The organism is Agathobaculum sp. (assembly GCF_034098985.1).
Classification (GTDB): domain Bacteria; phylum Bacillota; class Clostridia; order Oscillospirales; family Butyricicoccaceae; genus Agathobaculum.
In genome coordinates this window covers 36,406-49,187 of sequence record NZ_JAXEOA010000004.1, presented here as the reverse complement: position 1 = coordinate 49,187, position 12,782 = coordinate 36,406, and the positions used below count along the sequence as shown (strand labels likewise).

13 protein-coding genes are annotated in these 12,782 nt (G+C 59.6%); 6 read left to right on the top strand and 7 right to left on the bottom strand.

Features of this window, described 5'->3' with window-relative positions:
* Positions 1–6 precede the first annotated feature (6 nt).
* Genes SO058_RS01190 through SO058_RS01180 form a run of 3 tightly spaced genes read left to right on the top strand, consistent with a single transcriptional unit; the run spans position 7 to position 3,136 of the window.
* Positions 7–375 carry a hypothetical protein gene (locus SO058_RS01190; RefSeq protein ID WP_320841180.1) on the top strand — a complete coding sequence of 123 codons (369 nt, stop codon included), beginning with the start codon at positions 7–9 and terminating at the stop codon, positions 373–375.
* Positions 375–2,195 carry a hypothetical protein gene (locus SO058_RS01185; RefSeq protein ID WP_320841179.1) on the top strand — a complete coding sequence of 607 codons (1,821 nt, stop codon included), beginning with the start codon at positions 375–377 and terminating at the stop codon, positions 2,193–2,195. Before SO058_RS01190 ends, SO058_RS01185 begins: the two co-directional genes overlap by 1 nt.
* A 17-nt stretch (positions 2,196–2,212) precedes the next feature.
* Positions 2,213–3,136, top strand: a complete 924-nt coding sequence (locus SO058_RS01180) for a hypothetical protein (RefSeq protein ID WP_320841178.1) — start codon at positions 2,213–2,215, stop codon at positions 3,134–3,136.
* Between the two features lie 21 nt (positions 3,137–3,157).
* Here the strand turns inward: SO058_RS01180 and SO058_RS01175 are convergent, their stop codons facing one another.
* Positions 3,158–3,412 (bottom strand): DUF6809 family protein, encoded by a 255-nt coding sequence (locus SO058_RS01175; RefSeq protein WP_320841177.1) that lies wholly within the window; start codon positions 3,410–3,412, stop codon positions 3,158–3,160.
* Between the two features lie 89 nt (positions 3,413–3,501).
* Between SO058_RS01175 and SO058_RS01170 the strand changes: the two genes are divergently transcribed.
* On the top strand, positions 3,502–3,714 hold the full coding sequence (locus SO058_RS01170; RefSeq protein WP_320841176.1) for a helix-turn-helix domain-containing protein: 213 nt from the start codon (positions 3,502–3,504) through the stop codon (positions 3,712–3,714).
* A gap of 467 nt (positions 3,715–4,181) precedes the next feature.
* On the opposite strand, the gene SO058_RS01165 is transcribed toward SO058_RS01170, so the two are convergent.
* The 6 genes from SO058_RS01165 to SO058_RS01140 form a co-directional block, all read right to left on the bottom strand.
* Positions 4,182–5,696 (bottom strand): UxaA family hydrolase, encoded by a 1,515-nt coding sequence (locus SO058_RS01165; protein ID WP_320841175.1) that lies wholly within the window; start codon positions 5,694–5,696, stop codon positions 4,182–4,184.
* Between the two features lie 15 nt (positions 5,697–5,711).
* Positions 5,712–6,650 (bottom strand): 3-hydroxyacyl-CoA dehydrogenase family protein, encoded by a 939-nt coding sequence (locus SO058_RS01160; protein WP_320841174.1) that lies wholly within the window; start codon positions 6,648–6,650, stop codon positions 5,712–5,714.
* A 207-nt stretch (positions 6,651–6,857) separates the two neighbouring features.
* Positions 6,858–7,589, bottom strand: a complete 732-nt coding sequence (locus SO058_RS01155; RefSeq protein ID WP_320841173.1) for an ABC transporter ATP-binding protein — start codon at positions 7,587–7,589, stop codon at positions 6,858–6,860.
* Positions 7,582–8,340 carry an ABC transporter ATP-binding protein gene (locus SO058_RS01150; protein WP_320841172.1) on the bottom strand — a complete coding sequence of 253 codons (759 nt, stop codon included), beginning with the start codon at positions 8,338–8,340 and terminating at the stop codon, positions 7,582–7,584. The genes SO058_RS01155 and SO058_RS01150 overlap by 8 nt, the downstream gene beginning before the upstream one ends.
* Positions 8,337–9,341: a branched-chain amino acid ABC transporter permease gene (locus tag SO058_RS01145; RefSeq protein ID WP_320841171.1), complete on the bottom strand. Its 1,005-nt coding sequence runs from the start codon at positions 9,339–9,341 to the stop codon at positions 8,337–8,339. The genes SO058_RS01150 and SO058_RS01145 overlap by 4 nt, the downstream gene beginning before the upstream one ends.
* Before the next feature lie 10 nt (positions 9,342–9,351).
* Positions 9,352–10,248 carry a branched-chain amino acid ABC transporter permease gene (locus SO058_RS01140; RefSeq protein ID WP_320841170.1) on the bottom strand — a complete coding sequence of 299 codons (897 nt, stop codon included), beginning with the start codon at positions 10,246–10,248 and terminating at the stop codon, positions 9,352–9,354.
* A gap of 461 nt (positions 10,249–10,709) precedes the next feature.
* On the opposite strand from SO058_RS01140, the gene SO058_RS01135 reads away from it, so the two are divergent.
* Both SO058_RS01135 and SO058_RS01130 read left to right on the top strand, forming a co-directional pair.
* Positions 10,710–11,927, top strand: coding sequence for an ABC transporter substrate-binding protein (locus SO058_RS01135; protein WP_320841169.1), 1,218 nt, complete (start codon positions 10,710–10,712; stop codon positions 11,925–11,927).
* A gap of 91 nt (positions 11,928–12,018) precedes the next feature.
* Positions 12,019–12,756, top strand: a complete 738-nt coding sequence (locus tag SO058_RS01130) for an N-acyl homoserine lactonase family protein (protein ID WP_320841168.1) — start codon at positions 12,019–12,021, stop codon at positions 12,754–12,756.
* The last annotated feature ends 26 nt before the right edge of the window (positions 12,757–12,782 follow it).

The following is a 12,782-nucleotide window of genomic DNA, read 5'->3' as shown; positions in this document are numbered from 1 at the left end:
AACCGCATGACAGGTTCCGCATGTTTCTCCGCCGCGCTCGCCCTTTTGGGCGAGACGGCGGACAGCGGCGCGTATTATGAACAATTCGCGCTGCCCGCCATGAATCAGCTTTTGGCAAACTGCCTGCGCGAAAACAACGCTCTGCGCAGTTCCGCGGGCGAAACGCCGCTCGCCGCGCCGCCGCGCATGAGTGCGCTCACCGAGGAAATTCCGGCGGACGAAGCGCTAGCCGCCGAGTGCTTCCCCTACGGCCTCGCCGCGCTTCTGGTGTGCGACGACGACAAGGACCGCTTCAACTGGGCCGCCAGCGAGTTCGCCTCCCGCCTGCTCGCGCACTGCCCGGCGCAGTTCACCGCCGTGCAGGAGATGCTCTGATGAAGCCGTATCAGTTTGCAAACCCCGAAACCGTACGGCAGACGGTCGTGCGGCGGTTCGGCGGCGTGGATTTCCGCACGCACCCTACCAAGGCCTCGCTCTCCCGCTCTCCCGATATGCAGAATATGGTCTGCGAGCAGAACGATTTCCTGGTAAAGCGCACGGGCTGGCAGACGCAGCAGGTCTACGACGGCGCGGTGTACGGCGTTTTCCCTCTGCCGGACGGAACGGGCGCGGTGGTCCACGCGGGCAAAAAGCTGTTCTGCCGCTCTCCTGACGGCACACAGGCCGCGCTCTGCGCTGATATGAACGAGGCGTTTTCACAGTCGTTCACCATGAAGGGCGCGCTGTACTTGCTGGACGGAAAAACCTACCGCGCCGTGCGCCGGAACGACGCGGACACGGCATGGGAGGCCGTACCCGTCCGCGATCACGCCTTTGTGCCGACGACGACCATCTCGGCCGCGCCGACGGGGGGCGGCACGTCGTATGAGGCGGTAAACCTGCTGACGCCCAAGCGCATCAACACCTTTATCGGCAACGGCTCGGCTACCCAGTTCCAAGTCGACGCAAAGGCGCTCGACGACGCGCCGGTGACCGCCACGGTAAACGGGAACGCGGTCACGGTCTCGTCAGTCAACCGCGCGACCGGCATGGTCACGCTCTCCTCTGCACCGGCGAACGGCAATGGCCTTGCGAACGTCGCCATCACGTTTTCCAAAACGGTCGAGGGCTACGCCGGCAAGATCGACAAGTGCCGCTTTGCCGGGCTGTACGGCGGCAAGAACGACACCCGCGTCTTTCTCGCGGGCAACCCGAACGAGCCGGACTGTGACTGGCAGTCCGGCCTATACGACCCGACGTATTTCCCCGACACGGGCTACACCCGCATGGGCACCGACGCTTCCGCCATCATGGGCTATCTCAAGCAGTACGAGAGCCAGCTCGTGGTCAAATCGGGCGGCGCGCAGGAATCCACCAGCTTTCTGCGCACCTATTTGATGGCCGACGACGGCACCGCGCTTTATCCCCTGAAGCAAGGCGCGCAGGGCGCGGGCGCGGTCTCTTACCGGACGTTCGCCTCTCTAAACGACCTGCCGTTATTCCTTTCCTCCCGCGGTGTGATGGGGGTATACGGCACAGCGGTCGCCGAACAGCGGTCGGTCCGCCCCATTTCGGACGCGGTACTGCCCAAACTCGAGCAGGAGAGCGGACTGGAGGACGCATGCGCCGTCGTTCACGCCGACAAATACTATCTCGCCGTGAACGGCCATATGTACGTTGCCGACGGTCGCCTCACCGAGGACGACGGCGCGCCCGCGTGGTTTTACCTCACCCATGTGCCGGCCCAATGCCTTGCCGTGCTCGGAAACCAGCTCTGGTTCGGCACGGCGGACGGCAGGCTGTGCCGTTTTAAGGAAGCGGATGAGGACAATGCCTATAACGACGACGATACCCCTATCGACGCCTACTGGCGCACGCCCACGCTGCCGTTATCGCAATGGGGGCGCGTCAAAACCGTGCGCGATGTGATCCCGACGCTCATGCCCTATTCCCGATCGGGCGCGACCGTACAGTATGAGAACGAAAACGGCACGCTTCTGGCTCTTTCGCAGAATATGGACCTGTTTTCGTTCGATACGCTCGATTTTTCGCGCTTTTCGTTCCGGTGCGTGCCGGGGGCGGTCAGTTACCGCACGCGCTGGCGGCAGCATAAAACGCCGCTGTTCGCCGTGCGCATCGGCAACGACAGGCCGGGCGAGCCGTTTGGGCTATTGGCGCTCACCGTCCGCTGGACGCTGGGGCGCACGGTCATTTGACAGAAAGGAGGAAACGCATGGCAGGATATTATCAAAAGGATTTTGACTATTCCGAGGCGATCGCGAACACGAGCGACACGGGCAAGCGTCAGCAGCTGCTTGCCGAGCGGCAGAACAAGATCGACGCGGAGGGGCTTTCGGGCAAGGTCGCGTCCAACGACGCGGTGTCCACCTGGACAAGCGGCTACCGGCCCTATTCGTCTTCCAGCACGCGCGCGGGCTCACTCACGGTAAACGGCCTATACGACGCCGCCGAACGCGCGCGGCTCCAGCGCTTTGAAGCCGAGCGGAAGCGCATCCAGCAGCGGCTGCAGGGCAGCCTGTCCTCAATCGACAGCGACTACCGCGCCGCGATGACGCAGACCGACATCAACGCACGGAAATCGGTCATCGGCAACGAGGAAAAGCTGGCCGCGCTCGGCCTCAACATGGGTGCGCGCACCGACGCGGCGACCTCGGGCGCAGCCGAAACCAGCCGCATCGCGGTGGACAACCAGTACCGCGGCGACTTAAACGCGCTCGGGAACGCCCGCCTTTCGGCGCGCGCCGCCGCACAGGCCGAAGCCGCCGACCGCGAGGCCGCGCTTTCGAGCGGCTATTACCAGTCCGAATCGGACGCGGCGCTCACCCGCGCGCAGGCGGCTTTGCAGCAGTACAATGCCGACCGGGATTACAGCCTGTCGGTCGCCGGACTGACCGGGTTTTTGAACGGCACGCCGACGCTCGGCTGGCGGGAGTACCAGACCGGGCAGGATGCGGCGCTGTCCGACCGGCAGACACAGGCGTATGAGCAGGCGTTTAACCGCTGGAAGACCTACGGCTACGTGCTGCAATCGGACGCGGCGACCCTTGGCGTGCCCGCCGGCACCCCGACGGCGGATGCAAGCTACAAGAATGCGTCGCTCTCGCTCCAGCGATGGAAAGCGGGCTACGGATATTAAAAAGCAAGGCTGTGACTTCGGTCACAGCCTGCTTTTTTGCGCGTCGAGCAGGAGCGCGGCGGCGCAGGCAAAACCGTCGCGGAACGCGCTGAGTTCCTGCCGCGCGTCATATTGGGCTTCCAGCTCGGTCAGGCGTTTATATGCCGCCTGCTGCGCTTCGCTCAGGCTGTTGCGGAATTTCTTCTCCCGCTCTTCCATTGCAGTTCCCAAATGATCCGGGGCGGGAGGGAGTTCCTGCAAAATATGGGTGTGCATGGCCTCGTAGATTTTGTACATGATTATCACCTCAAAATTATCATAAAACAAAATGTTATATTTGTCAATATAACATTTTGTTTTGATATATGATATTGAGGGTGATATAGATGAATCGTTTAAAAGACCTTCGCGAGGATAAGGATTTAACACAACAAATTCTTGCAAATTATTTAGGTTGCTCCCAAGTGGCGTATTCTAATTATGAGCTCGAAAAACGTGATATTCCTACAGAAGTTTTATGCAAACTTGCCGATTACTATGGTACATCAACCGACTACCTGCTCGGTCGCACCAACAATCCCGCTCCGCCGCAACAATAGGACGTTTCGCCGCGCCCGCGGCGGGGGCCAAAAGGAGTAAGACACCTACGGTTTCTTACCCCTCTTGGAACTCCCGATCTTCCCTCATGTAGTTTTTCGCTTTCTGCGCCGCGCGCTTTCTTTCCGCAGTACCTTGCAGCCGCGGAGAAGCGCGGGGATACGCCGTTAAACAACTTGGCTCTGCTCCGCTTGCCGCCGTGCTGGCCCGAGGCTCCCGCCAGCACGGCGGCGCCTTGGATTGAGCCGAGTCGCCGCCTGCACCCCGTTCCCCGCTTTTTTTCGGGTTAGGAAGGTACTGCGTGAAGTGACGGCGCGGCCAACGCGTGAAATACAACCGAAGGGAAGATAGGGAGTCCACAGAGGGACAAGAAACCGTAGGTGTCTTGTCCCTTTGTGCCCCGCGCGGGCAGCGCGGCCGTTCCTAATTGAAAAAAAGAGGACTGCAAACAAGCAGTCCTCTTTCCAATTCAGGTAATCGGCGCAGGATTAAAAACATAGGTGTCGTTATAAATGCCATGCAGGTCAGCAAAGGTCTGCCGCTTGCCGCTCGCAACCTCAAGAATGCACCGGAACAGTTCGCTCCCTACCTCGGCCACGCTTTTCCGTCCGGTGGCGATCGTGCCCGCGTCGATGTCGATCAAATCAAACCATTGCTCTTTTAAGTCGGTGCGTGTCCCAACCTTGACTACCGGCACCGCGCGCATATTATAGGGCGTGCCGCGCCCGGTGATGAACACCTGCAAGCCGATGCCCGAGGCGCACTGCGACGTACCGCAGATCATATCGTTCGCCGGGGTGGCGGCGTATATAAGCCCCTGCCTGCGCGGCCGTTCGCCCGTGCCGATCACTTCGACAATGGGCGACGATCCCGATTTCGCGATCGATCCCACCGCTTTTTCCACAATGTTGGACAACCCGCCCTTTTTATTGCCCGGCGTCGGGTTGGCGCTGCGGTCGACTCCGCCTGCCGCCAGATACCGGTCATACCAGCGCATTTCCTCAGCAAGCCGCGCGCAGGTTTCGGCGTCGGGTGTACGCGCCGCGAGCAGATGCGCGCCGTCGCGCACCTCCGTGGTTTCGGAAAACAGCACGGTCGCGCCCGCACGCACCAGCATATCGGCCGCATAGCCTGCGGCTGGGTTTCCCGTCAGGCCGGAAAACGCGTCGCTCCCGCCGCACTGTAAACCGACCATCAGCTGTGACAGCGGCAGGGGCTCCCGCTTGCGCTCGTTCAGCCGGCGCAGCTTGGGTTCGGCCATGCGGCAAATCGCGCTGACCATTGCTTCAAATCCGCGGCATTCTTGTAATACCAGCCGGTTCTCCGGCGTGATCTCATCCGGCTCGAGCACGCGCTCGGGCGTCAGTTTTTCACAGCCCAGCGAAACGACCAAAATCTGTCCGCCGAAATTCGGATGGTGGATCAGGTTGCGGATCGTGCGGATCGGCACCTTTGCTTCAGGCGCGTCGATCGCGACGCCGCAGCCGTAGGGCGGCACCAGAACGACCACATCCTCCACGCGCGGATACAGCGGCAGCAGCCGCTCCCGAATGCGCTGCGCCGCCTGTTCGGCCACGCCCGCCGCGCACTGGACGGTCGTCACGATGCCGAGCAGATTGCGCGTGCCGGCGAAGCCTTCCGCATTGCGAAATCCCTCAAATGTGGCCGCAGGCGGCGCAGGCAGCCGCTCTTTCGATACCAGATCGGTGCCCCACACCAGCCGGTCCAGCGGCGGCGCGGCAGCGGCGCGGATATCGTGCTCGCCCACCAAGCTTCCGCGCGGCCGACTTCGCAGCGCGTGCCCCAGACAAACACCGTAGCGCACAACCGGGTCGCCCTCACCGATATCCCGCAGCGCGATTTTATGCCCCTGCGGAATCGGTTCGAGCGCGGTCAGACCGCTCGCCGCCGCGTCACCCGCCGCCAGCGCGTGCACCGCCACGGCCACATTGTCCCGCGCGTCCACCTGAATGCAATGATACACGTTCAGCACTCCTTTTTACTCTGACGGCATATCCCAATTGAAGCAGGCGATATAGGGCGCTGCTTTGCGTTTGAGATAATCCCCGTCGTCCTTTTGGCTCCAGTCGTACAGACCGCGGCCTGCAGCGCGGCCAGTGCTTCCTCGATTTAGCCCGTCCCGCACCAGCTTCTGCACCTCGCGCACGCCGCACAGGTCGGGATATACGGTCTGCGCAATCTCACTTTCCAGCTGGAAGCCTACGTCGTCGAAATACTCCAGCAGGCCGATCGAGGCATAGCGCATACCAACCGCGTATTTTACCGCCTTGTCGATATCCTCGGTCGATACTACGTCCTGCTCGATCAAATAAATTGCTTCGCGGAACAGGGCCTGCGCAAACCGGTTGATAATAAATCCCGGCACGCCCTTTTTAAGCGCGACCACCTCGCGGTCCAGCGCTTCGAGCAGCGTCTTGGCGCTGGAGAGCGTTTCCGGCGTGGTTTGCGGCCCGCCGACCAGCTCGACCAGCGGCACCATGTGCGCGGGCTGGAACGGATGCGCGACAAAGAACCGCTCCGGATGCGAAAGCTTCTCCGCCAGCACGCCCGCCGGGATCGCGGACGTGGTGGAGGCCAGCAGCATGTCTGGCGCACATACGCTTTCCACCTTTTCATAGACCGCGCGTTTAATCTCCAGATTTTCGAGCGCAGCCTCCAGCACAAACTCACACCCAGAGAGCGCCCGGTAATCGGTGGTCACCTCTGTGCGGGCAAGCGCCGCTCGCTTGTTTGCCTCGGTCGCCAGTCCGTCGCGAATCAGTTCATCCCAGTTGTTCTCCATCATTTTGCGGCAGCGCGCCACGTCCGCCTCGTCCACGGCGATCACGGTCACAGCGCAGCCGTGTCCGGCCATTAAAGTCGCCTCGCTCGCGCCGATTCGGCCCGCGCCGACCAAACCCATTTTGCTATGCAGCATTGTCGATTCCTCCTAGTCGTTTTGATGTGAAGACCTCGACTTTGTGAATAGCAACCAGTATGCCAACTCTGCCCTATCGGACAGAAACGCACATACTGAACAAAAATTTGCTCTCTTTTTCTGCGGTATTCATAATATTCTGGGGTTCATTTCCATTTACGCCGGTGTTCCATGCGGCTATAATGAATGCGTCCAATAGGTTAACGCCTATTGTCCCGCGGCAAATTTACCGAGATACGCTTGTACCACGCGGTCATCGTGCTTGAGGTCGGCCGCTTTTCCCTCCAGAATAACGCGCCCACCGTCGATGATATACGCCTGATCAGAAATATCTAGCGCAAGCCGCGCGTTCTGTTCAACCAGCAGGATGGGGATATGGCGGGTGCGGTTGACCTCTACGATTTTTTCAAACAGCTCGGCGATCACGAGCGGCGCAAGGCCCATGGAGGGCTCGTCGAGCATGAGCACTTTGGGGCGCGCCATCAGCGCGCGGCCAATTGCGAGCATCTGCTGTTCCCCGCCCGACAAACTCCAGCCAAGCTGGTTTTCACGCTCCTTGAGGCGCGGAAACAACGCGTAGACCTCCTCCAGCTCGTCTCTGTACGATTGTCTGCCGAAAAAGCCGTGCCAGTTGATCGTGCCGGTCTCCAGATTGTCGCGCACGGTCAGCCCCGGGAACACATGCCGCCCTTCGGGTACATGGATCAGCCCGGCGCGCGCGATTTGGCGCGAATTCTTGCCGGTAATCTCGCCCAAGCCATCCAATTCAATCGAGCCGGTGCGGTGGATCATGCCTGAAATGGACTTGAGCAGCGTGGTCTTTCCCGCGCCGTTCGAGCCGATCAGACAGGTGATGCTGTCGTTGGCCACAGAAACGTCAATGCCCTTGAGCGCTTCGATCGGCCCGTAATAGGCGTGCAGATTCTTGATTTCAAGCATCGTTCTCCCTCCCCAGATACGCCTCGATGACCGCTTCGTTCGAGGAAATCTGCTCCGGGTTGCCCTCGGCGATCACCTTGCCGAAGCAAAGCACGACAATCTGCTCGCAGATGTTCATGATCATATCCATCGAGTGTTCAATCAGCAGCACGCCGATGCCCTTGTCTTTCGCGGCGTGGCCGAGCAGTTCCATCACGTCGTCGATCTCCTTATTGTTCAGCCCTGCCGCCGGCTCGTCGACCAGCATGACCCGGGGATGCGCCAGCATGGCGCGCACAATTTCGAGCTGCTTGCGCTGCCCGTAGGCGAGCGCGGAAATATCGTCGTCCCAGTCGAATCCAAAACCGACATACTGCATCAGCTCGTTAAGCTCGCTCTCAAAATCCGAGCCTTTCTTGCCAAAAAAACTTTTTAGATACCCCATCTGGTTGCCAAGGTCGGTGCCGAGCAGCAGGTTATCGCGGATATTGGAGCGCTGAAGAAAGCGGGGCGTCTGGAATGTGCGGCCGATGCCCATGCGCGCACGGGCATGGGAGGGCGCGCCCGTGATGTCCGTTTCATCGAAATAGATCCTGCCCTTATCCGGCGTGTAAATGCCACTAATCAGGTTCATCAGCGTGGATTTTCCCGCGCCGTTCGGGCCGATCAGGCCGTGCACCGTGCCGGGCATGACGGAAAACGTCACATCCTCCGCCGCGACCACGCCGCCGAAGTGCTTACATACGCCGTCGAGCCTTAAAATCGGGTTCATTTCCGCACCTCCTTAGATTCCGTTTCCTGTTTGCCGCGGAGCTTCCGCTTGAGTGTCTTGCAGATATTGGACGCGAGGCCGGCGAGGCCCATGGGCATAAAGATCATCAGCAGGATGACGCCGACGCCGTAGATCAGCTGCAAATACTGCTGCATACCGCGCAGCCATTCGGGCAGCAGCGTGACCAGCACCGAGCCGACAAAGACGCCCGCCGTGTTGTTGATACCGCCCAGCATGCCCATGATGATGTACGAGGTTGAGCGCTCAAACGTGAACATATCGGACGAAACGAACTGGCTGTGCATGGCGTACAGCGCCCCCGCGACCGCCGCGAAAATGCCCGCGATGGTGAACGCGATCACCTTGGTCATATACACGTTGATGCCGAGCGTCTGCGCGGCAACCTCGTTGTCGCGCACCGCGGCGAGCGAGCGGCCGAGCTGCGTATGGCGGACGCGCTCGACCAGCAGCGCGACAATTAATACAATCACCGCGAGCAGGTAAAACCACTCGTTATAATCCTTGGGCGTCCAGCCGAAAATCGAGATCGGGGCGACGCCTGAAATGCCGTCCGGCCCGCCGAACAGTGGTTTATAATTCAGGAAGAAGCACCATGCCACTTGTACCAAGCCTACCGTGGCGAACGTGAAATACGTGCCCTTGAGCCGGAACAGGATCATGCCGATCACAAAGGCGACCACGCCCGCGAACACCGGCGTGAGCAGCAGGACGGCAAACGAATCGACCCAGAAGCCCCACCGACCCGAGCAAAGGTTGGCCGCGAAATACGCACCTACGCCGAGGAACGCGGTTGCGGCGAACGAAAGCTGCCCGCCCAGGCCGAGCATGACCGACACGCCGTAGGTCGCGACCGCGTAGATCAGCGCGAGGTTGACGATCATCATGGAATATCCGGTATTGACCCGCGGAATCACAATGACGAACACCGCGAGCGCGAGCACAATCAGCAGCGTGGACGGCTTTATCTTTTTATTTTTCATTTTATCCACCTCACGCCTTATCCGCAATTTTTTCGCCGAACAAGCCCTGCGGCCGGATCAGCAGCACTGCAATCAACACCAGGAACACCACCGCATCCTTATATTGCGAGAACTGGATGGAGGCGTAGGACTCGACCAAGCCGATGACCAGCGACCCGATGATCGCGCCCTTGATATTTCCGAATCCCCCGAGCACCACGCCCGCGAACGACCGGAGCTGGAGCGAGCCGAGCGTATTGCTGACCATGAAAATTGGGGAGATCATGTAGCCGCCCACGCCCGACAGGATGACCACAATGATATACGTCGCGGCTGTGGTCAGAATAGTCGGGATGCCAAGCAGCTCGGCCGCGTAGCTGTCCTGCGCCGCCGCCTGCATCATGCGCCCGGCGTATAGCTTTTCAAACAAAACGAACACGCCGATAATCAGTACCGCACCGACTAGGATCGTCAATACATACTGCCACTGCAGCGTTACCGTTCCCACCTTAAGCACCGCTGCTTTCCCTGTATCCGCGTTTTTCATCAGCGGCGGCATGCTGCGCGGCAGGCTGCCCCATACCAGTGTGGCGATCTCCTTGAGCGCCATGGCCGCGCCCATGGTGGAAATAATGGTCGCAGCCGGATACGAGGCGTTCCGCAGGGGCCAGTATACCGTAAACATGAACACCAGCGCGAGCACCGCAAAACACACCAGCGCCAGCGGAATCATCACATAGAGCGGCAGCTCGATGTCGATTGTCAGCCAGCAGGTGATAAACGCGCCCATCATCAACAGGTCGCCCTGCGCGAAGTTCATCACGCCGACCGCGCGGATCAGCAGGATAATGCCCATCGCCATCAGTGCGTAAATCATCCCCATGGCGAATCCGTTGACCGTCAGGGATATTAAAGTATTAAAGTTCATCCGATCACCTCATTGCACCAAACAGTTTATTTTCAGTCTTCACGCGAGATTTAATAGCAATCCCCGTGCCAAATCAAACGCGTTTCCCCAATTTGTCATTCTCGCCGACATTCCCTCTGTAAATTTGTCTATCTTGCAGCACGCGGCAACCCGGAGTGCAATGTATTTATGCGTTTCGCCCATAGTACGACATCAGGGGAAACGGTGAAACAATCCAAGTGAAACAGTGGCAGATCTGTTCCATCCCATCCTATCTGCCACCTAGCTCCTATTCGCGAAACCAACAAATTTTCGCCGGCTTCTCTGTTTGAAACGGCAAATTTAAGCTTTAGGAGCCGCTTGGCACTGCGCTTGCTATTTATCTGGGCAGGTAAGCCAACCGCCGGTTACAAGAAACCCGCCTGCGCCGGCAAGCGGTTTCCTATCATAATCCATGCATCAATCTTAAAGGAGGCAATTTTATGAACAGAAAAAAGCTACTCGCGCTACTCGCGGCAGGCTCGCTGCTGCTGACCGCCACCGGCTGCGTCAGCTCGAAAGCCCCTGATACGCCGCAGAGCTCGGATGACGGGGCGCAAACCACAGACGCCCCGGACAACAACGCGTCCGCGCTCGACGGCACGGTCACCTTTGGCATCACAGCGCCGCTTTCGGGTACCAACAAGATGAACGGCGATTATATTATGAACGCCGCCAACCTCGCCAAGGACAAAATCAACGCCGAGGGCGGCATTTTGGGCAAAGAGCTTGTGCTGGTTGCCGAGGACGAAGTGGACAACATGCAGGCTTCGGTCAACGCGATGACCAAGCTGGTCAACAACCCGGACGTAGTCGCGTTCTTCGGCTCCTCTTCCTCGGCGAACGACATCGGCGTGTCGCCCATCGTCGCGGAAAAGAAGGTGCCCATGTTCGCCGCCGGCTCTTCGGCCAACATTCCGGCGGAAAACAACGAATATATGTGGCAGGTTCGCACGACCGATGACAAATCGGGTGCGCGCATCGCGCAGGCCGCCGCGCAAAAGCTGGGAATGAAAAACCCCGCCATCATGTATTCAACTGAGAGCTTCGGTTCAGGCCTCAAGGACCAGGTTGTGAACGGCCTGAAAGAACTCGGCATCGAGGTTCCGGAAAGCAACCTCTACGGCTATACGACCGACGACAAAAACTTCGCTCCTATCATCACCCAGATCCAGAACTCCGGCGTTGACGGCCTGATCGGCATCTCGATGAGCCAGCTCCAGGCGGCCATGATTTGTCAACAGGTGGACGCGGCTGGGCTCGACCTGCCCATGATCGGCGGCAACTCGTTCTGCACCGCGGTCTGCCGCGACAACGCGGGCGACGCGGCCAACGGCTGGTATGCGATCTCCGACTGGACGAGCGAGGTCTCTACTCCGAACGGCAAGGCGTTTGAAGACGCGTACCGCGCGGCCTACAGCGCCCCCTCTGATTACATCTCCGCCACCTGCTACGATGCGGTGCTGCTCTTCAAGGAAGCCTGCGAAATCGCGGGCACCACGACCGACCGCGACGCGATCAACAACGCGCTCAAGGAGGTCAAGGATTTTGAAGGCGTTATGACTACCTATAACTACCACGAGACCCGCTGTCTGGCCTCCAACCAGATGCTGGTGCAAAACCAGAACGGCCTGGCGGTGATGATCGAGGTCATCGAATAACCTCTTCCTCTTCTCTTTCCTTTCTTTCCAAGGCACCGCCCCGCGTTTGACGGGGCGGTGCCGTCCCTATCCATTCCAAAGGAGGCTATCCATGCTCTATACCATTACCCCCCTGCTGCTCGGCCGGTTTGTCGCGCACGAAAAGTCCGCGTTCACGTATAAAAAGGATTTTGGCGTCGGCCTCGACGCGCCGCTGTTCTCTTTCCTCGTGCAGGGCGGTGGCCGCAGCCTGCTGTTCGACTGCGGTCCGGAAAATCCCGAGGATGCGCCGCACACGACCCACCGCACCATCACCCATCACGTATCCCTCGAAAGCCGCCTCTCCGAGCACGGGCTAAACCCGGCCGATATTGATGCGGTCATCGTTTCTCATCTGCATTGGGATCATTCCTACAATCTGGAGCTTTTTCCGCACGCGCCAATCTATGTGCAGGCGGATGAAGTGCGCGCCGCGCTAACGCCTATGCCGTGCGAAGCGCACAACTACAATGTTAAGGATGGCAACGGATTGCCGCAATGGCTGAAAGGCTATGAAAGCATGGTGCTGCTCGAGGGAGATTTCGCGCTAGACGACGGTTTGTCCATCGTCACGCTGCCCGGCCACAGCCCCGGCCTGCACGGCCTATTGGTTGACACAGCCGAGGGAAAATGTCTGCTCGCAAGCGACCACTTTCCACTATTGGAAAATTTCACTTCCGGTATCCCAGCCGGCAGCCACACGAGCCTGACCGCCTGGTATGCCAGCTTTGAAAAGGCCAAACGCCTAGCCGATTTCGTATTGCCCGGTCATGATGACACAGTGCTCGCTAAGCCGGTTTATGGCGTATAAGATCCGAAACGAACGCCCCCGGGCAG